Below are 23578 nucleotides of genomic sequence, written 5' to 3'. Positions count from 1 at the left end.
CATCTGGCACAACTGGCTCATCGACGCCCCGGTCAAGCGATCACTGATCGCCTACGACCACTAACCAGAGCACTCAAAAACCCCCATCAACGATCTAGGGCCGGACCGATCAGCCGCAGGTCATGGCCACCCGGCGACGACGAAGTCATGGCGCTCCTTCCGTAACGAGGCCCGCTTGGCCAGGGGGCACGGCAGGCGGTGATCGATCTAACACGAGGCCGTCGTCTGGCCAGGGGCGCGGCAGGGCCGGTACTCGATCCGCTTGGGGTGTGGTGAAGCGCTCTTGGCGGCGGACGATTCAGCGGGCGTCGGAGGGTGTTAGACGCGGACCATGGGTTTCAGGTCGGCGTAGCGGCGGGCGCCTATCCCGTTCACTTCCTGGAGCTGGTCGACCGAGCGGAAGCCGCCGTGCTGTGTCCGGTAGCCGAGGATGCGCTCGGCCAGGACGGGGCCCACGCCCGGCAGGCCGTCCAGTTGCTCGGCGGTCGCCGTGTTGAGGTCGAGCGGCGCGCCGGGGCCTGGGGACGCCGGAGCCGCCGTGCCCGGTGCCTGCGGCGGCGGGCGGATGCCGACGGGGATCTGCTCGCCGTCCACCACCCTGCGGGCGAGGTTGAGCGTGCCGGTGGCGGCGCCCCGGCGTACGCCGCCGGCGGCTTCGATGGCCTCCGCGACCCTGGCTCCGCTCGGCAGCGTGACCACGCCGGGGCGTTCGACCTTGCCCAGGACGTGGACGGTCACCCGGGCCATGGCGGATGCCGAGGCGGGCATCGCGGACGGCGTCGCCGCCAGGGAGGCCGGGGAGGCCGGGGCCATTCGCTCCGGGGAGGCCGCCGGGCGGGGGCGTGCCGCCCACAGGTAGGCGCCGGCCACGAGGGCGGCGATGAGCCCGATGAGGATCAGGACACGGGTGTTCGGTCTCTCCGGGCTCGCGCGCAGGTGGGCGGCGGGCGCCTCGGGCGGCGGTGCGCTCGACGGGCGCAGGCCCTCGACGAGGGCGTGGAGCCGGTCGGGGGCGGTCGGCCGGTGGTCGTTCGTCTTCATGGGACGGACGGTAGGCCGCGGCTCGGCGGCGCCGGTCACGATCCGTCGATTGTGGATAACTCCCGAGCGGCTACAGGTGGGGGGCCACGACCACGCCCAGCATCCCGGGGCCGACATGGGCGCCGATGACCGGCCCCACCTCGCCCACGTAGATGTCGGCGACGTGGGGGATGCGCTCCCGCAGGCGGGCCGCGAGCGTCTCGGCACGGGCTCCGGCCGCCAGGTGCTGGATGCCGAGATCGACGGGGCGGTCACCGGCTTCGGCGACGGCGAGCTCCGCCAGCCGGGCCAGGGCGCGCGATGACGTCCGGACCTTCTCCAAGGGCGCGATCCTGCCGTCCAGGATGTGCAGCAGCGGCTTGACCATGAGCGCCGATCCGACCAGGGTCGCCGCGGCGCCGATCCGGCCGCCGCGGCGCAGGTGCTCCAGGGTGTCGACGTAGAAGAGCGATCGTGTGAGGGCGGCGCGGCGTTCGGCGGCCGCGACGACCTCGTCCACGGTGGCGTCCGCCAGCGCCGCGGCGGCGGCCGAGAGCGCGGCGAAGCCCAGGCCCAGGCCCAGGGTGCCGCTGTCGACGACCGTGACGGGGACCGGCGCGTCCCCGGCGGCCAGGCGCGCGGCCTCGACCGTCCCGGACATCGCGGCCGAGAGGTGGACCGAGACGATCCGGCTCGCGCCCGCCGCCGCCACGGCCTGGTAGGTCTGCGCGAAACGCTGGGGTGCCGGGCGCGACGTGGTGACGGGGCGCCATTCCTTCAGCGCAGCGGCCGCTTCGGCGGTGCTGATCTCGTTCTCGTCCCGTACGGCGCCGGCGACGGCGATCTGCAGGGGGACGACGGTCAGCCCGTGCCGTTCGGCGAGACCGGGCGGAAGGTAGGCGGTGGAATCCGTCACGACCGCTACCGCACTGCCCATGCCTGTGACACTACCCGTCCCGCGCGTCCTTCGCGTGTCCGGTTTGTTCCACCGCGTAACGGGCGCCGCACCGCTCACTCATTTGGGCGGGCGCGTCACTCCCTGTGCCGGTGTCCTCGTATCACCCTGCCCGTGTCCTTCAGGGAGAGGGGCGTCAGTGCTGGACGGGGACTCCGCCGCGCCAGACCCTCAGGGCCCGCAGGCCGAAGGCCCAGGCGAAGGCGCCCTCGTGGTCGGCGTCCCAGAGGACGATGTCGGCGAGCATGCCGGGGGCGAGGGAGCCGCGGTCGCCGTAGCGCAGCGCGGCCGCGCCTCCGAGGGTGGCTGCTCGGAGCGCCTCGGTGACGGACAGGCCGAACATGGCGACGGACAGGCCGATGACCAGCGGCATGGACGTGATGCCGCACTGGCCCGGGTTGTGGTCCGTGCCGAGGGCGACGGTGACGCCGCGGTCGAGCATCTGCCGGACGGGCGCGGGCGGGCGGCTGCTGTTCAGCGAGCTGCCGGGGCAGACGGTGGCGGTGACGCCGGCGTGGGCGAGGGCCTTGATGTCGTCGTCGTTGGCCTGGGTGAGCAGGTCGGCGGACGCGCAGCCCACCTCCGCGGCGACCTGGGCGGCGCCGATGCGCTCGTCGGCGCAGGCGTGCATGCGGGCCTTGAGGCCGGCGCGCTTGCCGGTGAGCAGGAGCGCGCGGGCCTCCTCCGGGGTGAAGTGGCCCTCGTCGCAGTAGACGTCGATGGAGTCGGCGCCCGCGACGGCGGCGTCGCCGGCCCAGAGGCGGACGGCCTCGATGTAGTCGCGGCGGCGTCCGAAGAACTCGGGCGGGAGGATGTGGGCGGCGAGGAAGGTGGCGTGGATCCGGGGCATGGACGGCTCGCCCTCGAGCGAGCGGAGCATCCGGATGTCGGCGAGTTCGCCGTCGCGGGTGAGGTGGTAGCCGGTCTTGGCCTCGACCGTGGTGGTGCCGGCGACGATCCACTGGCGGAGGCGTTCGCGGACGCCATTGCACAGGGTCCACGGGTCGGTCCCGCGGGTGACGGTGACGGTGGAGTTGACGCCGCCTCCCGCCGCGGTGATGGCGGACTGGGGCGAGCCGCTGGTGCGCATGGCGAGCTCGGCCCAGCGGTTGCCCGCGTAGACCGGGTGGGCGTGCGCGTCGATGAGGCCGGGTGTGACGAGGCCGCCGCCGAGGTTCTCGACGTGGTCGACGTCCACGATGTCGTCGATGACCCCGGGCACGCTCTGCGGGAGGTCGGACGCGGGACCGGCCCAGACGATGCGGTCGTCGTTGATGAGCACGGCGGCGTTGCTGCAGACATCGGTGCCCGTCCAGAGCCTGCCGATGTTGGTCAACAGCCGTACCGTCATGGGTTCACCGACCTGGAGAGCGATGGGGCGCGCCATCGGCTCTCGTCGCGATGTGGAGACCTGCCATCGGGTGGGCCACCTGCTCTCGATCCGAAACGCCGACTGGGTGCAGGCGATTCACCATTGATGGATCGGGTGGCCGGATGGCCACCACGGGCAACGAGACCGGAGATATCGGTTTCGTCACGGTAGTGCACTGACGGCCCGTCCGACAACCTCTGGCGGGGGAACGCCCCCGCCCGGCGGGAGGTTCCAGGCATCAGATCGTACCGGACGCGGACAGGCGTCCGCCGGGACCACCGGGACGCGGCGCACGGACCGTTCGGTGCTCCCCGCAGCGCTTCGATGGCCCTCACCCGCCCCTCGGCTCTATGACCGTACGGGTTCCCCGCGGGGCGTCAAGCGGAATGCGGAAAGCCGTCACCACCGGGCGACGGCGCTCCCGCGGAACCGGTGTTCCAGCGGACCGGAACCCCGGTTCCGGTCAGGTGGTCGGCGTGGCGGTCTCGTAGCGGGCCAGCTCCCCGGCGAGGTCGGCGGGGACCCGGACGTGCAGGGCGGTGCCCTCCGGCTGGTGCTCCTGCTTGAGCACCTCGCCGCGCTCGTGCGCCTGCGCGACCAGGTCGCCCCGGTCGTACGGGACGAGGACGTGCAGTTCGGCGTCGAGGCCCGGCAGGTCGGCCTCGATCGCGGCGCGCAGTTCCGCCATCCCGAAACCGGTGCGGGCGGACACGACGACGCTGTGCGTTTCGCGGCGCCGGAGGCGGGCCAGGGCGTGTTCGTCCGCCGCGTCCGCCTTGTTGATGACGACGATCTCCGGGATGCGGTCCGCGCCGATGTCGCGCAGGACCTCGCGGACGGCGTCCAGCTGCGCCTCCGGGTCGGGGTCCGACCCGTCCACGACGTGCAGGATCAGGCCCGCGTCGGTGACCTCCTCCAGGGTCGAGCGGAACGCCTCGACGAGCTGGTGCGGGAGGTGCCGGACGAAGCCGACCGTGTCGGCGAGCGTGTAGGCGCGACCGCCGGGGGTCTCGGCGCGGCGGACGGTGGGGTCGAGGGTGGCGAACAGGGCGTCCTCCACCAGGACCCCGGCACCGGTGAGCCGGTTGAGCAGCGAGGACTTGCCCGCGTTGGTGTAGCCGGCGATGGCGACGGAGGGCACCCCGTGGCGGCGGCGCTCGCCGCGCTTGGTGTCGCGCGCCTTGGACATCCCGCCGATCTCGCGGCGGAGCTTGGCCATCCGGGTGCGGATCCGGCGCCGGTCCAGCTCGATCTTGGTCTCGCCGGGGCCGCGGCCGCCGATGCCGACGCCGCCGGCGGCACGGCCGCCGACCTGCCGGGACAGGTTGCCGCCCCAGCCGCGCAGGCGCGGCAGGAGGTAGTTCAGCTGGGCGAGTTCGACCTGCGCCTTGCCCTCGCGGCTCTTGGCGTGCTGGGCGAAGATGTCGAGGATCAGCGCCGTGCGGTCGATCACCTTGACCTGGACGAGCTCCTCCAGGTGCCGCAGCTGGCTCGGGGCCAGCTCGCCGTCGCAGATGACGGTGTCGGCGCCCGTGGCGATGACGACGTCGCGCAGCTCGGCGGCCTTGCCGGAGCCGATGTAGGTGGCGGGGTCGGGGCGGGAGCGGCGCTGGACGAGCCCCTCGAGCACCTCGGATCCGGCGGTCTCGGCGAGGAGGGCGAGTTCGCGGAGGGAGTTGTCGGCCATCTCGGCCGTGCCCTCCGTCCACACGCCGACGAGGACGACGCGCTCCAGGCGGAGCGCGCGGTACTCGACCTCGGTGACGTCGGTCAGCTCGGTGGACAGTCCCGCGACGCGGCGCAGGGCGCGCCTGTCCTCCAGGTCGAGCTCCCCCGTCATGGGGTCGAACTCGGCCGGGTCCTGGTCTTCGAAGAAAGGTTGAGTCATATGTCCTCTGTAGAACGCCGCGGGGCGGCCGTATCTTCCACGCGATCGTCTCACGCGCCCTCCGGCGAGGTCACGCGCTTATTCCGGGGGCGGGTTCACTTGGACGGACGGGGGGACGTGTCCCGCGTGCCCCCGCTTTGACCGTCCTCGCTACCGGCGAGTACCGTTCTCCACGTAACAGAAGTGAAATTTCACGATACGAAAGGCGGGCCGATGGCTGGACTTGACGGCGTCGAGGTGAACGGACCCCTCGGCGAACGCTACGAGGAGATCCTGACGCCCGAGGCGCTCGCCCTGGTCGCCGCCCTCCAGCGCGCCTTCGGCGCGCGGCGCGAGGAGCTGCTCGCCGCCCGCGTCGAGCGGCAGCGCGCGCTGTCGGCGGGCGGGACCCTCGACTTCCTCCCCGAGACCGCGGACGTCCGCGCCGACGGCTCCTGGCGGGTGGCCGACCCGGCCCCCGGCCTGGAGGACCGCCGCGTCGAGATCACCGGCCCGACCGACCGCAAGATGACGATCAACGCGCTGAACTCGGGCGCGAAGGTGTGGCTGGCCGACTTCGAGGACGCCAACACCCCGCTGTGGGACAACATGATCGAGGGGCAGCTCAGCCTGCGCGACGCCCTCGACCGCACCATCGACTTCACCGACCCCAAGTCGGGCAAGGGCTACGCCCTGAAGGCCGACGAGGACCTCGCGACCATCGTCGTGCGCCCCCGCGGATGGCATATGGAGGAGAAGCACCTCCTGGTCGACGGCGAGCCGGTGTCCGGATCGCTCTTCGACTTCGGCCTCTACCTCTTCCACTGCGCCCGCCGCCAGATGGCCAAGGGCAAGGGCCCGTACTTCTACCTGCCCAAGATGGAGAGCCACCTGGAGGCGCGTCTCTGGAACGACGCCTTCAACCTCGCCCAGGACCACCTCGACATCCCGCGCGGCACCATCCGGGCCACCGTCCTGATCGAGACCATCCCCGCCGCGTTCGAGATGGAGGAGATCCTCTACGAGCTGCGCGACCACTCCGCGGGCCTCAACGCCGGCCGCTGGGACTACCTCTTCTCGGTCATCAAGAAGTTCCGCGACCGCGGGGCCGAGTTCGTCCTCCCCGAGCGCAACGCCATCACCATGACGGCGCCGTTCATGCGCGCCTACACCGAACTGCTCGTCCGGACGTGCCACAAGCGGGGCGCGCACGCGATCGGCGGCATGGCCGCGTTCATCCCGTCCCGCAAGGACGAGGCCGTGAACAAGGTCGCGCTGGAGAAGGTCCGCGCCGACAAGACCCGCGAGTCCGGCGACGGCTTCGACGGCTCCTGGGTCGCGCACCCCGACCTCGTCCCGATCTGCCGCGAGGTGTTCGACGGCGTCCTCGGCGACAAGCCGAACCAGCGGGACCGCCTGCGCGAGGACGTCTCCGTCACCGCCGCCGACCTGCTGAACGTCGCCGCCACCCCCGGCGACATCACCGAGGCCGGCCTGCGCAACAACATCGACGTGGCGCTCCGCTACCTCGCGACCTGGCTGAACGGTTCCGGCGCCGTCGCCATCCACAACCTGATGGAGGACGCGGCCACCGCCGAGATCTCCCGCTCCCAGGTCTGGCAGTGGATCTACAACGGCATCACCCTCAAGGAGGGCCAGAAGGTCACCGCGGAACTCGTCGAGCAGATCCTCGACGAGGAACTCGCGAAGATCCGGGCCGAGCTGGGCGACGCCTACAACGAGCCCCGCTACGACCAGGCCGTGGCCCTCTTCAAGGAGGTCACCCTCGCGGGCGAGTACAAGGACTTCCTCACCACGCCGGCGTACGAGCGGATGCCGTAGTTCCCAGGGGCGACCCCCTCGCACCCCGTCACGGGTCGTGCGGCCTCCGCGCGTTGAACGCGGAGGCCGCACGGCCCGTGACCGTCGGCCGAGCCTCAGGATCGGGTCTGCCGGCTGTGCGCTGTCGGGGCGTCCGCCTCTTGATGGAATGGTCGGCAGGGCCCGGATGCGGATGCTCTCGGAGCTGGAGGATGGTGAGGGTATGGACTCGGTGCTCCGGACGCTCGCTCGCGACCTTGACGTTCTGCTGGGAGGCGATCGGGTCATCACCGACCCGGTTCGGTTGCGCACCTACGAGTGCGATGGGCTGACCAACCATCGGGCCACCCCGGGGATCGTGGTGCTGCCCGACAGCGCCGAACAGGTCGCCGGGGTGGTGCGGGAATGCGTGCGCGCGGGGGTCCCCTACGTGGCGCGGGGGTCCGGGACGGGCCTTTCCGGAGGCGCGCTCCCCCGCACGGACGGCGTGCTGATCGTCACGTCCCGGATGCGGCGGATCCTCGAGATCGACATCCCGAACCAGCGCGCGGTGGTCGAGCCTGGCGTGATCAACCTGGACGTGACGCGCGCGGTCCGCGCCGACGGCTACTACTTCGCGCCCGACCCGTCCAGCCAGCAGATCTGCTCCGTCGGCGGCAACGTCGCGGAGAACTCGGGCGGCGCGCACTGCCTCAAGTACGGGTTCACCGCGCATCACGTCCTGGCCTGCGAGGTCGTGACGCCGGACGGGGAGATCGTCGAGCTCGCGGCCGACGGCCCCGGTTACGACCTCCTCGGGGTCTTCGTGGGGGCGGAGGGCACGCTCGGCATCACCACGAAGATCACGGTTCGGCTCACGCGGGTGCCGCAGACCGTGCAGACGCTGCTGGCGGCGTTCGAGTCGATCGAGGCGGGCGGCCGCGCGGTGTCGGCGATCATCGGCGCGGGAGTCGTCCCGGCGGCGATCGAGATGATGGACGCGCTCTCCATCGAGGCGGCCGAGGCGGCGGTGAACTGCGCGTACCCGCCGGGCGCCGGGGCGGTCCTCATCGTGGAGCTGGACGGGCCGGAACCGGAGGTCGCGGCCCAGTTCGCGGACGTGGAGCGGCTGTGCCGGGACGCGGGCGCGTTCGAGATCCGGATCGCCGCCGACGACGCGGAGCGCGCCCTCATCTGGAAGGGCCGCAAGTCCGCGTTCGCGGCGGTCGGCCGGATCAGCCCCGCCTACATCGTCCAGGACGGTGTCATCCCCCGCACGGCCCTGCCCCAGGTCCTGGCCCGTATCGACGCCCTGTCGGCGGAGTCGGGCGTGCGCGTCGCGAACGTGTTCCACGCCGGGGACGGCAACCTCCATCCGCTGGTCCTGTTCGACGACGCGGAACCGGGCGCGGCGGAGCGCGCGGAAGAGGTGTCGGGCGCGATCCTCGACCTGTGTATCGAGCACGGTGGATCCATCACGGGCGAGCACGGGGTCGGGGTGGACAAGGCCCGCTACATGCCCCGCATGTTCACCGAGGCCGATCTGGACACGATGCAGATGGTCCGGTGCGGGTTCGATCCCGGCGGGCTGTGCAATCCGGGGAAGGTCTTCCCCACTCCTCGCCTGTGCGGCGAGGTCCCCGGCGTCCGGAAGGGCCCCCACCCGTTCGAGGGAAAGGCGGACCTGTTCTGATGGCCACCTCCGCGAAGGCACTGGACGCGCTGGCGGCCGTGTGCGGTGACGTCCGTCCGGGGGAGCCCGAGGAGGGCGTCCTCGGGGTGGAGCCGGCGCTGGTCGCCGCCCCCTCGAGCGTCGACGAGGCCGCCGGGGTCATGCGCGTCGCCGCCGCGCTGGGGCTCGCCGTCGTCCCGCGTGGTGGCGAGACCCGTCTCGACTGGGGCGCGCCCCCCGCCCGCTGCGATCTGCTGGTGGACACCCGCCGTCTGGACGCGCTGCTGGAGCACACCTCCGGTGACCTGGTCGTGTCCGCCCAGGCGGGCATGCCGATGGAGCGGCTCGCCGAGGTGCTCGCGGAACGGGGGCAGCGGCTCGCCCTGGACGTCCCCCTGCCCGGCTCCACGGTCGGCGGGACGATCGCCACCGCCGCCGCGGGCCCCCTCCGCACCCTGTACGGAACGCCCCGGAACCTGGTCATCGGTCTCACCATCGTCAGGGCGGACGGGCAGGTCGCCCGTTCCGGCGGCAAGGTCGTCAAGAACGTCGCCGGGTACGACCTCGGGCGGCTGTTCTGCGGCTCCTTCGGCACCCTGGGCCTCATCGTGGAGGCCACGTTCCGGCTCCATCCCGTCCCGGCGGCGCGCGCGTGGGTGACGCGGGACGTGGACGGCCCGAAGCAGGCGTACGAGGCGGTCCAGGCCGTTCTCCACTCGCCGGTGGCCGCGAGCGCGGTCGAGTACATCGGCCCGGGAAAGGTCGCCGTCCTGCTGGAGGGCGTTCCCGACGGCCTCTCGCTCCGCGCCCGGACCACGGCGGGACTCCTCGGCGGGGACGCCGAGATCGGCGGGGACCCTCCGGCGGGCTGGGGGCGCTACCCGGACGGCACCACCCTCATCGACGTGACCGCCCCTCCGACCGCGCTGCCCGATCTCCTCGCCACGGCGGGAACGGCCGTGACCTGGAACGGCGACGGGCACGGCCACGTCGGCCTGCCGGCCGGCTCGCCGCCCGACGTGGCGGTGCGGCTCCTCGGGGCCCTCCGCGACGTCCTCGGCGCCCATCGCGGCGGGGCGGTCGTCCGGTACGCCCCCGAGGACGTTCGCGAAGCCGTCGACGCCTGGGGGCCTGTCCCGGCACTCGCGTTGATGCGGCGCGTCAAGGACCAGTTCGACCCGGACCATCGGCTGTCACCCGGCCGTTTCGTGGGAGGTATCCGATGAGCGGCCACGACGACCTCCCGAAGCTGCTCGGCGACTGCGTCCATTGCGGTTTCTGCCTCCCCACCTGCCCCACCTACGTCCTGTGGGGCGAGGAGATGGACTCGCCCCGGGGCCGTATCCACCTCATGCAGCAGCACGCGGAGGGGGCGCCCATGAGCGCCCCCATGGTGAAGCACTTCGATGCCTGCCTCGGCTGCATGGCGTGCGTGACCGCCTGCCCGTCCGGTGTGCAGTACGACCGGCTCATCGAGATGACCCGCGCCCAGGTGGAGGACGAGCATCCGCGTCCGCTGAGGGACCGCGCGGTCCGTGAGGCCATCTTCCGGCTCTTCCCCTACCGGCGGCGGCTCCGCGCCCTGCGGGGCCCGCTGCGCGCGTACCAGCGGACGGGGCTCGACCGGCTCGTCCGCCGGACGGGCGTCCTGGAGCGGGTCTCGCCCTCCCTGGCGGCGATGGAGCGTCTCGCACCACCGCTCGGCAGGGCGCCGCGGCTGCCGGAACGGGTCGCGGCGCGCGGCGAGCGGCGGGCGACGGTCGCCATGCTGACGGGCTGCGTGCAGGGAGAGTTCTTCCCGGAGGTGAACGCGGCCACGGCACGGGTCCTCGCCCTTGAGGGCTGCGACGTCCTCATCCCCAAGGGGCAGGGCTGCTGCGGGGCCCTGTCCGTGCATTCCGGACGCGCGGAGGAGGGCCGGGCCTTCGCGCGCAGGACGATCGAGGCGTTCGAGTCCGCCGACGTCGTCGTCGTGAACGCGGCGGGCTGCGGATCGGCCATGAAGGAGTACCGGACGCTGCTGGCGGACGACCCGTCCTGGGCCCGCCGGGCGGGGGCGGTGTCGGGCAAGACCCGGGACCTCGCCGAGTTCCTCCTGGAACTCGGTCCCCGCGCGGCCCGTCGTCCACTTCCGGTCACCGTCGCCTACCACGACGCCTGCCACCTCTCCCACGCGCAGGGTGTCCGCGCCCAGCCGCGCGCGCTGCTCTCCGGGATCCCCGAGCTGACCGTCCGCGAGGTCGCCGACCCGGACATCTGCTGCGGATCGGCCGGGACCTACAACGTCCTGAACCCCGGAACGGCCGCCGAACTGGGCGACCGGAAGGCCGGGAACGTGGCCGCCACCGGGGCGGAACTGCTGGTCGCCGCGAACCCGGGCTGCACGATGCAGATCGCGACCGCGCTGCGCCGCCGCGGGACCCCGATCGCGGTGGCGCACACCGCCGAGGTGCTGGACGCGTCGCTGCGGGGCCTCGGCCCGGACGCCCTCCTGGGGCGCGCCTGGTAAGCCGCGACCGGCCTTGTCGGACATTTCCCTGCCCTGAGACGACCGGAGGCCCGCGATCCGGCGTCCGGTATCGTGTCTGGCTCCCGCCAGGACGCGCCTACGGAGCGCTACCGGCAGCCTTGTGCCGAGCCTTGAGACGCCCGAGGGGAGCACGGAAGCGATGCCCGAGAGGTACCTGCCCGACAGCTACGAGACCGGCCGCCGCGCGGGCGACCACAGCGCGCACCGCCGGCGGCGGAAGACCGGCGCGGGACGGGTCGGCCTCGCGGGCGCTCTGACCGGGGCCGTGGGGATCGCCGCGGTGGCGGTGGGGATCGTGGTCCTGCGCCCGGGAGCCGACGACGACCCCCAGTCCGCCCTGGCGGGCCAGGGCGCCACCGACGGGCGGGGAGCCGCGGGCGAGCAGGGCGCCACGGCGCCCATGCCGGAGACGGGGCCGCCGCTGAACTTCACCACGCCGGAGGGGTACGGCTACCGGATCGCCGCGGTGAGGACCGGCACCGACGCGAGCCCCCTCGGCGCCACGCAGCCGCCGCCGAACGGAATGACGTACGCCTACGCCGACTACGTCATCACGAACACCCAGCGGCGTCCCGTACTGCTGGACTACCCCGCCGACCTGTTCATGCCGCGCGCGCAGGTGCCCGCGAACGCGCTGGAGCGCTGCATGCCCCAGCCGGGCATCCCGAGCAGCCTCTGCACGCTGCCCAACCACGCGCGCGTCACGGCACGGCTCGACGGCTCCAAGCCGCCGATCCGGGACGGCGCCGAGACGACGATGCCCGCCGGGGCGTCCTACCTCGTGCGGGTGGCGTCCGACCTCCCGCTCAAGGACGGCGTTTCCCCGGACGACCTCAAGCTGTACGTGTGGAACGCGCGGTACACGAGCGACCTCAAGGGCATCGAGCTCGCCGTTCCGTGACGTCCGGCCGGCGGGGTCATCCGGGCCGGGTGAACCCGATGTCCTGGTAGGCCGGTTCCAGGAACCCGCAGGCGCCGATGTTGGCGAGGTCCCCGCGCACGGCGACGAGCTGGGGGCGCTGGTACAGCGGCAGGACGAGCGCCTGGCGCCAGATGAGGCGGTCGGCGCGGTTCGCCAGGTCCTGCGCGCGCTCCGCGTCGGTCTCGGCGATCGCACGATCCATGGCCGCGTCGATCGCGGCCGTCCCCGCCCGGGAGAAGTTCTGCCCGGCGCCGCCCCGGCCGGGACGGGCGAAGACGCCTCTCAGCGTCGACAGGGGGAAGGACGTCCCGAGCCACGAGAACGGGACGATGTCGAAGCGCCCCGGCACGACGTACCGGTCGAACAGGTCGTCCGCGGGCACGGTCTCGATGTCCACCCGGATCCCGATGCGCTCCAGCAGCACGCGGGTGAGCTCGCCCTCCCGCCGCCCACCCGCCACGCCGGACGCGACCACGAAGCGCAGCGCGAGCACACGTCCCGCCTTGGCGCGGTACCTCCCGTGCCGTGCCCAGCCCGCCTCGTCCAGGAGCCGCCCGGCCTCGTCAGGGTCGTGGCGGCCCAGCTCCGCGGAGTTGTCCCGGTAGCCCTTCTGGGTGTTCACGTAGAGGTGGTTGCCGAGGGTACGCCGGGGAACGCCGAGCCCGGACAGGTCGGAGCGGACGAGCACGTCACGGTCGATGCCGAGCATCACCGCGCGCCGCACCCGCACGTCGGACAGGGCGGGACGCGCGGCGTTGAAGGTGAGGTGCCGCCAGTCGGGTCCGCCCGCCCGGCGGATCACCGCCCCCGGCACGCGCCGCACCCTCCTCAGCGCGTCCGCGTCCAGGCCGACGTCCATCAGGTCGATCTCGCGGTTGGCGAACGCTCCCGGCGCGGCGCTGGGGTCGAGGGCGCGGTAGACGATGCGGTCGAGTCTGGCGCGCGGGCCCCACCACCGGGGATCGCGGACCATCGTCACCGTCTTGGCGGTCCTGTCGATGCGCTGGAGCCGGAAGGGGCCGGCGGTGACGGGCAGCCGATTCGTCCAGGCGGTGTCGAACGCGTCGGGGCGGGCGTTGGTCATCGCCGGATAGAGCGGGCTGAAGAGGCTCCGCCAGTCGGCGTACGTCCCGGCGAACGTCACCTTCACGACGTGGTCGTCCTCACCGCGCTCCACCCGGGTGATCTGGCGGTAGCCGGTGACGGCGGCGACCTGGAAACGCGGATCGTGCCCGGAGAGCGCGCGGGCCTGCGCCGCGAAGTCGCGGAGGCCGATGGGCCGGCCGTCCGACCACCGGGCGCGGGGGTTCAGCCGGTACGTGACCGTCTGCCCGTTCCGTGTGCGCGTGAGGTGCGCCGACCGGAGGTACTCCGGGACGGGACGGGGCACGGCCTGCGCGTCGGCGCGCATCAGAAACGGCAGGGCGCCCTGCACGACCTGCTCCACCACCCCTTTCATGCCGTTCACGTGGTGGAAGTTCCACTGGGACGGGAATTCCGGCAGGGGCCAGCGGAGCGTTCCGCCGGTCAGGACACGGTCGCGCGGGACGGGGCCGATGTCCGACGCGGGCAGCGCGCCGGCCGCGCCCTCGCCGTGCGACGGCGCGCCGCAGCCCGTCGCCGCAACGAGGGCGGCGGCCGTCACCCGGCCGATACGGGTGCGCAGGGTCACGTTGCGGCCTCCAGGGTGACGAGCGGGTGATGGCAGGCGACGCCGCGGCCCCCGTGCCCCTCGCCCGGCTGCGGATCGACCACGTCGCAGAGGCCTGCGCAGCGGGGGCCGAGGGCGGCGTAGTGCGGGCAGCGGATCCGGAACCGGCAGCCGGGGATCGGTGCGGCGGGGTCGGACGGGCCGTCCCGTGGCGGGAAGCGCGGATCGAGGAGCGCACGCGTGTACGGATGGGCGGGGCGGTGGAACACCTCGTCCACCGGCCCCGTCTCCACGATGCGTCCCTGGTGCATGACGGCGACCCGGTCGGCGATACGGCGGACGACCGTGAGGTCATGGGTCACGAGCAGGTAGGCCAGGCCGAGCCGGGAGCGGAGGTCCGACAGGAGGTCGAGGACACCGGCCCTGAGCGTGACGTCCAGTGCGGCGACGGGTTCGTCCAGGAGCACCAGGCGCGGCTCCAGCGCGAGGGCTCTCGCGATGCCCACCCGTTGCCTCTGCCCACCCGAGAGGGCGTGCGGGTGGCGGCGGGCGTGGGCGGGGTCCAGGTCGACCATGGCGAGCAGATCCCGGACGCGGTCGCCGATCAGGGCGCGCGGGAACCTGTGCGCGGTGAGCGGTTCCGCGATGATGTCCGACACGCGCATCCTCGGGTCGAGGGAGGAGTACGGGTCCTGGAAGACGACCTGGACATCCCTGCGCAGCGCCTTCCGGCGGGCCCTGGTCAGGGCCGCGGTGTCCTGGCCCATGACCATGACGCGCCCTCCCTGCGGACGCGCGAGCCGCATGATCTCCATCAGCGTCGTGGTCTTTCCGCAGCCGGACTCCCCCACCAGCGCGACCGTCTCCGCCTCCCGTACGTCGAAGCCGACGCCGTCCACAGCGCGGACGGCCCCCGCCCGGCGCCGCGCCGGCGTCCCCCGCGGCAGAGAGTGATGGCGGACGAGCCCGCTCACCTCCAGCACGACGGGCCGGCTCGCTCTGGCGGGGCGAGCGGGGACGGGCGCCACCTCCACTGCCGGGAGCTCGCGGCCGGGTCCGGCGTCCGCCATCCGGCCCTCGCTCATCACCATGACGCGGTCGGCGAATCCGGTGACGGCATCGAGGTCGTGCGTGATGAGCACGATCGCGGCTCCGGTGGACGCCTGCGCGACACGGAGCACGTCGAGGATCCGCGAGCGGGCGATGGTGTCGAGCGCCGTCACGGGCTCGTCCGCGATGATCACGGCCGGGCGGTTGGCGATCGCCATGGCGATGAGGACGCGCTGCCGCATGCCGCCCGACAGCTCGTGCGGATGGGCGCGCGCCCGCCGCGCCGCCCCCGGCACCCCGACCAGGTCGAGCAGCTCGACGGCCCGAGCCCGCGCCGCCGCGCGCCGGACGCCCTGATGGATCCGGATGGTCTCCGCGATCTGGTCGCCGACCGGGTGGACGGGGGTGAGCGCCGACAGCGGGTCCTGGAACACCATCGCCAGGTCGTTGCCACGTATCCGGGACAGTTCGGCGTCCGTCCGCCCCAGCAGTTCCTCACCGCGGAGCCGTACGGAGCCCGCCACACGAGCGCCCGCCGGAAGCAGCCCCATCACCGCAAGGCCCAATGTGGTCTTGCCGGAACCCGACTCCCCCACGACTCCGAGCACCTCACCTGAGCGGACCTCGAAGCCCGCTCCGTCAACGGCCCGCACGCCCGAGGGAAGAGCGACCCTCAGATCCGTGACCTCGAGCGGGTTCACGGCCGCGCCGCCTCTGGCCCGAACTCCGGGTCGAGGACGTCCCGCAACCCGTCCCCGAGCAGGCTCACCGCGAAGACGATCAGCACCAGCAGGCTCGCGGCGAACCCGAACGGCACCGGGGAGGCGATCGCGCCGCTCCCCGCGTCCGCGAGGAGGGTCCCGAGGGACGCGTCGGGAGGCCGGACCCCGAATCCGAGATAGGACAGCCCGCTCTCCGCGATGATCGCCGTTCCCACCGTGACGCTCACGTCCACCGCCAGGAGCGAGGCCAGGTGGGGCACGACATGCCGCAGGACCACGCGCCGGGCGGGGACCCCGAGGAAGCGGGCGGCCATGACGAACTCACGGTCCCGCAGGGAGACCGTCATGGCGCGCACCGACCGGGCCGTCGCCATCCAGAGGAACGCCGCCAGGAGGGGGACCAGCGCCCAGCCTCTTCCGTTCGCGTCCAGGAAGGGCGAGAGGACGGCGACGACGAGGAAGGGCGGGAGGACGAGCATCAGGTCGACACCGCCCATCAGGGCCCGGTCCAGGCGGCCGCCCAGGAACCCGGCGAGCGTTCCCACCACGGCGGCGAGGCCCGTCGAGAGGACGGCGACCAGAAGGCCGATGAGCAGCGACCGCCGCGCCGCGTGCAGGGTGAGCGCGAAGACGTCCCGTCCGCTCTGCGTGGTCCCGAGCCAATGGCGGGCGGACGGCCCCTCCCCGAAGGCGGTCAGGTCGGTGCGGTCCCAGTCCCACGGCGACGCCGGCGGCCCCGCGAACACCAGCAGGACGATCATCCCGAGCAGGAGCAGCCCGGCGGCGGCTCGGCCCGTCAGCATGCGGCCCGCACCCGCGGGTCGAGGATCCCGCTCAGGACGTCCGCCGCCAGCCCGGTGAGGACCACGGCGCACGCCGCGAGGCAGGTCACGGCCGCCGCGACGTGCACGTCACCGCGCGCGATCGCCTCGACGAGCCAGGCGCCGAGCCCGTGCCGGCCGAACACCCGCTCGGCGCAGACGCCGCCGAACAGCACCGGCCCGGACGTGGCGGCGGCGTGCGCGGTCATCGGGACCAGCGCGACGCGCAGCCCGTGCCGCAGCAGCGCGTCCCGCCTCCGCAGGCCCCTGGCGCGCGCCGTGCGCACGTAGTCGGCGTGCAGGACGTCCAGCATCAGAGCGCGCTGGTATCGGCCGACCAGGGCCGCCTGCGCGAGGGCGATCGTCGCGGTCGGCAGCGCCGCGTGCCGGACCGCTTCGAGCGGTCCGCCGCCCGGCGGCTCCCCCACCCAGGTGAGGAGCCGCAGGCCCGTCGCGTCGTTCGCCTCGGCGGCGGCCGTCTGCAACAGGACGGCGAGCACGAACACGGGGGCGGCGAGGAGGAGGTACCCGAGGAAGGTGACGGCGTGGTCGGCCGCGCCGCCGTGCCGGATCGCCGCGTACGCGCCGAGGAGGACGCCGAGGACGCATCCCAGCACCGTCCCGGGCAGGAGGAGCCGGGCGCTGACACCGAGGCGGCGCCACAGCTCGCCGTCGACCGGTTCCCCCTCCCTGGTCCGCCCGAAGCTCCCGTGCGCCACGCCCGTCGCCCAGACGCGGAACCGGTCGGCCAGGGGCGTGCGGTCGTTCAGGTTGTGGCGCGTGAGCTGCGCGTCGATGACGGCCTCCGGCGGACGCGGCGTCCGGCCCTCGAGTTCGGCGCGGGGCCGCAGCGCGTACGCGGCGAGCAGGTAGGCGAGGGAGGACGCCAGCAGGACGAGGACGAGGCCGCGTACCAGTCGGCGCAGCAGGAACGCCGCCATCACTCCCCTTCCGGGCAATCGGGAACGAGCACGGAATGCTACGGATCGATTACCCGGCGCGCCGGGGAACGGCGCGAATGTCACCACCGGGTGAGCATCATCTGGCGAGCCCGCGCGGCTTCCCGCACGGGCTCGCCAGATGGATCGGGTCAGGTCAGCGCGGGCTCGCGGTCGCGGACAAGCCCCTCCTGGGGGCGTGCGCGCAGAGCGGCGGCGGCCAGGAGGGCGAGGCCGGCCACGGCCCAGGCCGCGAGGACCGCGAGGGGACCGGCGGCTCCGGCGCCGTCGAAGTACGCGGCCGAACGCAGCAGGGTGACGGTGGCTCCCGGCGGCAGCAGCGCCCCGAGGTCGCCCCAGGGCTGCGGGAGCAGTTCGGGCGCGGACGCCGCGGCCGACAGCGGGTTGCCGAGCAGCATGAACGTGAGGCCCCCGAGGCCGAGTCCCGGGTGCCCGATCACCGCCGCCAGGCCGGTGATCGCCCAGGTGCATCGTCAAGGCCATCCTCGGCGGCACGATCGGCGATATCCGCACGTACTTCGCCGACATCGCGCTCAGGGATCCGCTGCCCCCGATGGACGAGGTGGCCGGGAGCCTCGCCGACCGCCTCGTCGAGCTGTCCGGCACCGACGGGCCGGTCCGCCTCGCCCCCCAGGCGTGGGCGCTCGCCATGACCGACCCGGACGTCCGCCACTACGCCAAAGAGAACATCGCCGACCTGCTGGGCACGTGCGTGCTCTACACCCGCCGCCTGATCGACGCGGGCCACCTGCCCCGGGACGCGGACGCCACGGCCGTCGCCAAGACGCTCTTCGGCACCCTGCCCGGGTTCCTCCTGCAGCGGCTCATCCTCGAGGACATCACCCCGGACGAGCTCCGGCGCGGGGTCAGGTCGCTCATGGGCACCGCCATGGCGAACCCGCAGGTCTGAGACGCCCGCGCCTTCCGGCGGGGCCGTCCGCCCGCTACGATCGCGGCCGGCGCCGACGCGGTCCACGAACACGCCCCTGCAAGCGTTCGTGCACCGCCGCCCGGCACCGTGACCTGCACGAATCCCCGACTCCGAGCAGTCCTCGAACCCGCGCGGCCCGAGGCCGGGCCGCGTTCCCGAGCGCGTTCCCCGGCACCATCCTCGGCGTTGCCACGTCCCACTGTCCTGAGGCGGACGCCCCTGCGACCCCAGGACGGCAAGCGGGACGCTTTAACATTCCATTACTTTTGACCTCGGGGAGTGCGATGGAGCCGGTGGAGCAGCGCGGAGCGGGACGTGCGGCGTTCCCGCTCGCCCTGGCGGCGGTCGCGGCCGTCGTCGGGTCCCTGCTCCTCGGCTTCCGCCTCCCGGAGGACGCCCGCCTCGTCTGGTGGCACCCGGAGATCCTCGTCGCGCTCTTCTGGACGCCCATCGCCGCCCTCCTGCTGCGCCACCGCCCCCACCTCCGCGTCGGCCGGCTCATGCTGGCCGCCGGGTTCAGCGCGGCCGTCTACGTTCTGGCGCTCAACCTCGGCCCCTGGTTCGACCTGCACGGATGGCCCGGCGCCGGATTCCTGAACTGGCTCGGGACCTGGCTCTGGGTGATCGACACCTACGCCCTCACCCTCGTCCTGCCGCTGATCTTCCCGGACGGACGGCTCGTGTCGCGCCGGTTCCGCCCGGTCCTCCTCATGGCGTTCCTCGTCCCGGTCGTCGTCTGCGTCCACCTCACGGTCGCCCCGGACGCGCGGAGGTTCCACAACGGCGTCTCCGTCTACCCCTTCCAGGACATCCCCCTCGCCATCAGCGCCCTCATCGTCACGACGCTCGCCCTGGCCCTGCTCTCCGTGGCGGTGCGGTTCGTCCGGGCCGCGTCGGACGTCCGGCGCCAGATCGCCTGGGTCATCTACCCCGGGGTCGTGGCCCTCACGATCGTCTACATCGGGGAGAACACCCCGATCGGCGACCCGGTCCGCAATCTCACGATCGTCGCCGTCCCCCTCTGCATCGCCGTCGCCATCACCCGCTACCGCCTGTACGACATCGACCTCGTCGTCAGCCGCACCCTCGTGTACGCGGGGCTCGTCGCCGTCATCACCGGCGTGTACTTCGCCCTGGTCGGCGCCGCGTCACTGCTCGTCGCCGGGCGCGGCGCCCTCACCGGCCTGGCGGGGGCCATCGCGGCGGGCGCGGTGTTCGAGCCCGCCCGGCGCCGGCTCCAGCGCGCCGTGGACGGCATGATCCACGGCGAGCGCGACCCGTACCGGCTCGCCGACCTGCTCAACCGGCGGCTGCAGACCGCCGCCGACCCCGTCGAGGCGCTCGCGGTGGCCGCCGAGGTCGCGCACGGCGCCCTGCACGCCGGAGTGCTGATCGAGGTCCTGGACCGTGACGGCGGCCGCTCGATCTCCGTGGGCGACGGGGATCTCGGCGACCGGCCCCAGCTCATCCCCCTCGTCTGGCACGGCGAACCGGTCGGGCGGCTGCTGTTCGGCGTGACGCGCCCGCCCGACCCCCGCCTGTCGGGCGTCCTCGCGCGCAACCTCGCCGAGCTCGCGAACGCGGCCCGCCTGGCCACGGACGTGCAGCGCTCGCGGGAGCACATCCTGCGGACGCGCGAGGAGGAGCGCCGCCGCCTGCGGCGCGACCTGCACGACGGCCTCGGCCCGACGCTGGCGAGCCTCGCGATGACCGTGGACGCCGCCCGCATCACGCTGAAGAGCGATCCGGCGGCGGTCGATCCGCTCCTGGAGGAGCTCCGCGCGACCATGGGCCGCACCATCGGCGACATCCGCGACCTCGTGTACGGCCTCCGGCCGCCCGCGCTGGACGACCTGGGCCTGGCCGGGGCGATCCAGGCGCTCGGCGGGGTCGTGGCCACCGGGGACGGCCCGCAGGTGGAGGTGCACGTGGACGGCGACCTGGAGTGCCTGCCCGCGGCCGCCGAGGTCGCCGCCTACCGGATCGTCCAGGAGGCCCTCACGAACGTGCACCGGCACGCCAGGGCCGGGAACGCGGTCGTGCGCCTGCACCTGAACGGCGATCTCCACGTCAGCGTGAACGACGACGGCGTCGGGCTCCCCCAGCGGCCGCGGTCCGGAGTGGGCATGTCGTCCATGCGCGAACGCGCCGCCGAACTCGGCGGATCCTGCACCGTCGGCCCCGGACCCGAGGGCGGAACACTGGTGCGCGCCCGGCTGCCCGTGAACGGCGCCTCGCACGGCGCGGTGGCCGGAAACTGAGAGCATCCAGGAACCGAGAACACCCCGGGTGGGAGGGCCAGTGGCCGCCCCCCGCCAAGAAGGTCGCCACTGGCCCTCGGGCTCCGTACGGAACGGGGCTCCCATCCCGATCCATACGGGCCATTCACCAGAGGGTGTGCACGTCAGAAATTATGCCGTATGCGGTCCCGGCCGTGAGGGACACTTGTCCCGATCCATCCGGGAACCCTTCTGACCGGCGCTTTCCCTGCTCGCAAGGCGTTTGTCAGGACGGTCCGGGTGTCAGAGGAGTCCGGGCCGGGTCTCGCCCTCCGCGACGAGCACGGCCGGCCCCTTCAGCAGGCTCGTCCCGCCGGCCAGCGTGACGGTCACCCGTCCACCGGGGACGTCCACCGTCCACTCGCCGTCCGGCCAGGTGCCGTCCTCGGCCCTCCCGGACGCCCCCATCGCGGCGGCCACCGCGACCGCCACGGTCCCGGTGCCGCAGGAGCGGGTCTCGCCCGAGCCGCGCTCGAACACCCGCATCTCCACGTGGTGCTCGCCCAGGGCGCGGAAGAACTCGACGTTCACACCCTCCGGGAAGACGTCAGCATCGAAGATGGGGGCGGTCGACAGGTCGAGGGCCGCCACGGGCGCGTCCACCCGGCATGCCAGATGCGGGTTCCCGACGGAGACCCCCGCACCCCGGTAGGTCGCGCCCACGAGCGAGGTCTCCGCCATTCCGAGGTATCGGGGCGGGCCCATGTCGACCGTCACGTCCCCGGACGTCCCCAGAGAGACCCGCTTGAGCCCCGCCCGCGTCGCCACGTCGAATTCGCCCGGGGAGGCGAGACCCGCGTCGACCAGGTAGCGCGCGAAGACCCGGATGCCGTTCCCGCACATCTCCGCGAGGCTTCCGTCGGCGTTGCGGTAGTCCATGAACCATTCGGCGTCCTGGTGCTCCGCGACCCCCGGCCCGGCCGCCTTCGTCCGGACGACGCGCAGGACGCCGTCCCCGCCGATCCCCGCCCGCCGGTCGCACAGCCGCGCCACCGCTCCCGGCGCGAGGTCCAGTTCACCGTCCGGATCGGGCAGGATCACGAAGTCGTTCTCGGTCCCGTGCCCCTTGATGAAGCGCATGATCCGATCGTATGGGCTCATCGCAGCAGGCCCAGCGCGCGTTCGGCGAGATCCGGCGCGTCGAACGCGAGCCAGTGCACGCGGGGGTCGCGGCGGAACCACGACTCCTGGCGGCGGGCGAACCGGCGGGTCGTCCGGACGGTGTCCTGCTTGGCCTGCTCCTCCGTCCACTCCCCCGCGAGGAACCGGAGCACCTGCGCGTACCCGAGCGCGCGCCCCGCGGTCACGCCGTCCCTGAGCCCCTGCTTCTCCAGGGCGCGCACCTCGTCGACCAGGCCCGCCGCCCACATCCGCTCGACGCGCAGCGCGATCCGCTCGTCCAGCGTCTCCCGGGGCACGCTCAGGCCGATCTGGACGACCGACCCGTACCGGTAGCGGTACTCCGGCATCGTCGCGGTGAACGGCCTGCCCGTGATCTCGATGACCTCCAGGGCGCGGACGATGCGGCGGCCGTTGCTCGGCAGGATCGCCTCCGCCGCCGCCGGGTCCAGCCGGCCGAGCCGCTCGTGCAGGACGGCCGGCCCCTCCAGCGCCAGCTCGTCCTCAAGGCGCGCTCGAACGGCGGGATCGGTCCCGGGGAACTCCAGGTGGTCGACGGCCGCCCTCACGTAGAGACCGGACCCGCCCACCAGGACGGGCAGCCCGCCTCTGGCCTTGATGCCGGCGATCGTGTCCGCGCTCAGCCGCTGGTACTCGGCGACGCTCGCCGTCACGGTCACGTCCCACACGTCGAGGAGATGGTGGGGGACGCCCCGCATCTCCTCCGGGGTGAGCTTGGCGGTGCCGATGTCCATGCCCCGGTAAAGCTGCATGGAATCGGCGTTCACCGCCTCGCCTCCCGCCCGCAGGGCCAGTTCCACGGCGAGGTCGGACTTGCCCGCGGCGGTCGCCCCGACGACCGCGACGACATCTGGTGAGGTCACGGGCTCGATTGTGGCAAGAGAACGGGTATAGGGCGGATGTACGGGTGCCTTGCGGAACCGCGGGGCACCACCGTGACGAACGAGCCGGGGGTATTCCCATGTCCATCATGGAGAAGGTCAAGCACATGTTCGGGCAGCATCCCGACCAGGCCCGACAGGGCGTGGAGAGGGCCGGGGACATGTTCGACCAGAGGACCGGCGGAAAGCACGCGGACCGGGTCGACCAGGCGCAGCGGAGGGCGGGCGACGCCATCGACCGGGGGGACGAGGGCCGCCGCCCCGGCGGTGAGATGCCCGGTAGGAACGCGCCGCACTAGACCCGCCTCGACCACGCCGCCGCGAAGTAGCCGACCCCGTACGGCGCCTCGGCGGCGAGCAGCTCACCGCCGAGACCGCCGCCGGTGCCCGCCGCACCGGCCAGCACCTGCCACGCCGCGCGCCCCGCCGCCTGGAGCTCCCGGGAGAGCCCGGCCTCCAGACCGGCCAGGGCGGCGGCGTCGGCGTTCCCGAGCGCGGCCGCCACGGCCGCGTCGTACGGCTCCGCGCGCTCGTCCAGGTAGCCGGGCGCCTTCTCGGAGCGGCAGGCCGAGCCGTCGCCCATCACCAGGAGCGCGACCCGCCCCGCCGACCGTGCGAGTTCCTCGCCGAGGCGGAGGCATTCCCCGGAGGCGGCCTCCGAGGAGACCCCCTGGAAGCGCGCCCGCGTCTGCGCGTCGTGCCGCCGCAGAAGCCAGTACCCGATGGTGAGCGAGAGGGGCAGCGCCTCCTCGCGCCCGGCGCCGTCCCGGCCCGCCGTCCAGTCGAGCCCGTACGGGCGAAGGGTGGCGTACGCGCCCCGGCCGTAGGCGCGCGTCTGCTCCGCGGCACCCACCACGATGAGCAGATCCGCGGGGACGGACAGCAGGCGCCCGACGGCCTCGTCGCACGCCGCGCGCAGCTCGTCCAGCTCCGGCGCGGCCCCGCCGGCCAGCTCCGGGACGAGGATCGGCGGATGCGGGCACACGGCAGCCGAGATCAGCACACG

The 23578-nt window shown here is 73.4% G+C and carries 20 protein-coding genes; 8 read left to right on the top strand and 12 right to left on the bottom strand.

All coding sequences use genetic code 11. The features are described from left to right. Positions 1–318: 318 nt before the first annotated feature. The 4 genes from IE99_RS0125200 to hflX form a co-directional block, all read right to left on the bottom strand. A complete protein-coding gene (locus IE99_RS0125200) occupies positions 319–1041 on the bottom strand; it encodes a ComEA family DNA-binding protein (protein WP_084219926.1) in 723 nt (240 codons plus the stop codon). 70 nt (positions 1042–1111) lie between these two features. After that, positions 1112–1957, bottom strand: a complete 846-nt coding sequence (locus IE99_RS0125195; RefSeq protein ID WP_030175899.1) for a DegV family protein — start codon at positions 1955–1957, stop codon at positions 1112–1114. Positions 1958–2111: 154 nt separating this feature from the next. After that, a complete protein-coding gene (gene hutI, locus IE99_RS0125190; RefSeq protein WP_030175896.1) occupies positions 2112–3326 on the bottom strand; it encodes an imidazolonepropionase in 1215 nt (404 codons plus the stop codon). Between the two features lie 484 nt (positions 3327–3810). Further along, on the bottom strand, positions 3811–5235 hold the full coding sequence (hflX, locus tag IE99_RS0125185) for a GTPase HflX (protein ID WP_030175892.1): 1425 nt from the start codon (positions 5233–5235) through the stop codon (positions 3811–3813). Positions 5236–5448: 213 nt separating this feature from the next. On the opposite strand from hflX, the gene aceB reads away from it, so the two are divergent. The 5 genes from aceB to IE99_RS0125160 all read left to right on the top strand — a co-directional run bounded on the left by aceB (position 5449) and on the right by IE99_RS0125160 (position 12117). Continuing rightward, complete coding sequence (aceB, locus tag IE99_RS0125180) at positions 5449–7056, top strand: malate synthase A (protein ID WP_030175889.1); 1608 nt, start codon at positions 5449–5451, stop codon at positions 7054–7056. A 202-nt stretch (positions 7057–7258) separates the two neighbouring features. Next, complete coding sequence (locus IE99_RS0125175) at positions 7259–8707, top strand: FAD-linked oxidase C-terminal domain-containing protein (RefSeq protein ID WP_030175874.1); 1449 nt, start codon at positions 7259–7261, stop codon at positions 8705–8707. Then, the gene (locus tag IE99_RS0125170) at positions 8707–9912 is read left to right on the top strand and encodes an FAD-binding oxidoreductase (RefSeq protein WP_030175871.1); all 1206 of its coding nucleotides are present in this window, start codon (positions 8707–8709) and stop codon (positions 9910–9912) included. Before IE99_RS0125175 ends, IE99_RS0125170 begins: the two co-directional genes overlap by 1 nt. Further along, complete coding sequence (locus IE99_RS0125165; protein ID WP_030175868.1) at positions 9909–11195, top strand: (Fe-S)-binding protein; 1287 nt, start codon at positions 9909–9911, stop codon at positions 11193–11195. Before IE99_RS0125170 ends, IE99_RS0125165 begins: the two co-directional genes overlap by 4 nt. A gap of 160 nt (positions 11196–11355) precedes the next feature. Further along, positions 11356–12117, top strand: coding sequence for a hypothetical protein (locus IE99_RS0125160; RefSeq protein ID WP_051713211.1), 762 nt, complete (start codon positions 11356–11358; stop codon positions 12115–12117). Positions 12118–12133: 16 nt separating this feature from the next. Here IE99_RS0125160 and IE99_RS0125155 read toward each other — a convergent pair whose 3' ends face one another. The 5 genes from IE99_RS0125155 to IE99_RS0125135 form a co-directional block, all read right to left on the bottom strand. Further along, positions 12134–13810 (bottom strand): ABC transporter family substrate-binding protein, encoded by a 1677-nt coding sequence (locus IE99_RS0125155; RefSeq protein WP_245623338.1) that lies wholly within the window; start codon positions 13808–13810, stop codon positions 12134–12136. Next, on the bottom strand, positions 13807–15540 hold the full coding sequence (locus tag IE99_RS0125150) for a dipeptide ABC transporter ATP-binding protein (RefSeq protein ID WP_084219924.1): 1734 nt from the start codon (positions 15538–15540) through the stop codon (positions 13807–13809). Before IE99_RS0125150 ends, IE99_RS0125155 begins: the two co-directional genes overlap by 4 nt. Next, positions 15537–16364, bottom strand: coding sequence for an ABC transporter permease (locus IE99_RS0125145; protein WP_037560066.1), 828 nt, complete (start codon positions 16362–16364; stop codon positions 15537–15539). The genes IE99_RS0125150 and IE99_RS0125145 overlap by 4 nt, the downstream gene beginning before the upstream one ends. Next, positions 16358–17323: an ABC transporter permease gene (locus tag IE99_RS0125140; protein ID WP_030175849.1), complete on the bottom strand. Its 966-nt coding sequence runs from the start codon at positions 17321–17323 to the stop codon at positions 16358–16360. Before IE99_RS0125140 ends, IE99_RS0125145 begins: the two co-directional genes overlap by 7 nt. A gap of 149 nt (positions 17324–17472) precedes the next feature. Continuing rightward, the gene (locus tag IE99_RS0125135) at positions 17473–17781 is read right to left on the bottom strand and encodes a hypothetical protein (RefSeq protein ID WP_030175846.1); all 309 of its coding nucleotides are present in this window, start codon (positions 17779–17781) and stop codon (positions 17473–17475) included. A gap of 113 nt (positions 17782–17894) precedes the next feature. Between IE99_RS0125135 and IE99_RS0125130 the strand changes: the two genes are divergently transcribed. After that, entirely contained in the window at positions 17895–18251 is a 357-nt protein-coding gene (locus IE99_RS0125130) for a TetR family transcriptional regulator C-terminal domain-containing protein (RefSeq protein ID WP_051713208.1), read from the top strand. Between the two features lie 305 nt (positions 18252–18556). Then, the gene (locus IE99_RS0125125) at positions 18557–20533 is read left to right on the top strand and encodes a sensor histidine kinase (protein WP_037560065.1); all 1977 of its coding nucleotides are present in this window, start codon (positions 18557–18559) and stop codon (positions 20531–20533) included. A gap of 261 nt (positions 20534–20794) precedes the next feature. Here the strand turns inward: IE99_RS0125125 and dapF are convergent, their stop codons facing one another. After that, the gene (gene dapF / locus IE99_RS0125120) at positions 20795–21631 is read right to left on the bottom strand and encodes a diaminopimelate epimerase (RefSeq protein WP_030175838.1); all 837 of its coding nucleotides are present in this window, start codon (positions 21629–21631) and stop codon (positions 20795–20797) included. A 17-nt stretch (positions 21632–21648) separates the two neighbouring features. Continuing rightward, complete coding sequence (gene miaA / locus IE99_RS0125115) at positions 21649–22554, bottom strand: tRNA (adenosine(37)-N6)-dimethylallyltransferase MiaA (protein WP_211258917.1); 906 nt, start codon at positions 22552–22554, stop codon at positions 21649–21651. Between the two features lie 107 nt (positions 22555–22661). Here miaA and IE99_RS0125110 point away from each other — a divergent pair, with 107 nt between their 5' ends. Beyond that, the gene (locus IE99_RS0125110; RefSeq protein ID WP_245623337.1) at positions 22662–22871 is read left to right on the top strand and encodes an antitoxin; all 210 of its coding nucleotides are present in this window, start codon (positions 22662–22664) and stop codon (positions 22869–22871) included. Here IE99_RS0125110 and IE99_RS0125105 read toward each other — a convergent pair. Then, positions 22868–23575 (bottom strand): class III extradiol ring-cleavage dioxygenase family protein, encoded by a 708-nt coding sequence (locus IE99_RS0125105; protein ID WP_030175829.1) that lies wholly within the window; start codon positions 23573–23575, stop codon positions 22868–22870. The two genes, IE99_RS0125110 and IE99_RS0125105, sit on opposite strands and share 4 nt — an antisense overlap. Positions 23576–23578 lie beyond the last annotated feature (3 nt).

The sequence above is a fragment of the Spirillospora albida genome (assembly GCF_000718255.1).
Lineage (GTDB): Bacteria > Actinomycetota > Actinomycetes > Streptosporangiales > Streptosporangiaceae > Spirillospora > Spirillospora albida.
The sequence above is the reverse complement of the archived record's forward strand: the minus strand, read 5'-3'. Positions and strand labels throughout refer to the sequence as shown.

Bases quoted from the DNA above. Each gene is read 5' to 3' on its own strand.
- IE99_RS0125200 (WP_084219926.1), bottom strand. From the start codon at position 1,041: ATGAAGACGAACGACCACCGGCCGACCGCCCCCGACCGGCTCCACGCC.
- IE99_RS0125195 (WP_030175899.1), bottom strand. From the start codon at position 1,957: ATGGGCAGTGCGGTAGCGGTCGTGACGGATTCCACCGCCTACCTTCCG.
- hutI (WP_030175896.1), bottom strand. From the start codon at position 3,326: ATGACGGTACGGCTGTTGACCAACATCGGCAGGCTCTGGACGGGCACC.
- hflX (WP_030175892.1), bottom strand. From the start codon at position 5,235: ATGACTCAACCTTTCTTCGAAGACCAGGACCCGGCCGAGTTCGACCCC.
- aceB (WP_030175889.1), top strand. From the start codon at position 5,449: ATGGCTGGACTTGACGGCGTCGAGGTGAACGGACCCCTCGGCGAACGC.
- IE99_RS0125175 (WP_030175874.1), top strand. From the start codon at position 7,259: ATGGACTCGGTGCTCCGGACGCTCGCTCGCGACCTTGACGTTCTGCTG.
- IE99_RS0125170 (WP_030175871.1), top strand. From the start codon at position 8,707: ATGGCCACCTCCGCGAAGGCACTGGACGCGCTGGCGGCCGTGTGCGGT.
- IE99_RS0125165 (WP_030175868.1), top strand. From the start codon at position 9,909: ATGAGCGGCCACGACGACCTCCCGAAGCTGCTCGGCGACTGCGTCCAT.
- IE99_RS0125160 (WP_051713211.1), top strand. From the start codon at position 11,356: ATGCCCGAGAGGTACCTGCCCGACAGCTACGAGACCGGCCGCCGCGCG.
- IE99_RS0125145 (WP_037560066.1), bottom strand. From the start codon at position 16,364: ATGCTGACGGGCCGAGCCGCCGCCGGGCTGCTCCTGCTCGGGATGATC.
- IE99_RS0125140 (WP_030175849.1), bottom strand. From the start codon at position 17,323: ATGGCGGCGTTCCTGCTGCGCCGACTGGTACGCGGCCTCGTCCTCGTC.
- IE99_RS0125130 (WP_051713208.1), top strand. From the start codon at position 17,895: ATGGACGAGGTGGCCGGGAGCCTCGCCGACCGCCTCGTCGAGCTGTCC.
- IE99_RS0125125 (WP_037560065.1), top strand. From the start codon at position 18,557: ATGGAGCCGGTGGAGCAGCGCGGAGCGGGACGTGCGGCGTTCCCGCTC.
- dapF (WP_030175838.1), bottom strand. From the start codon at position 21,631: ATGCGCTTCATCAAGGGGCACGGGACCGAGAACGACTTCGTGATCCTG.
- IE99_RS0125110 (WP_245623337.1), top strand. From the start codon at position 22,662: ATGGAGAAGGTCAAGCACATGTTCGGGCAGCATCCCGACCAGGCCCGA.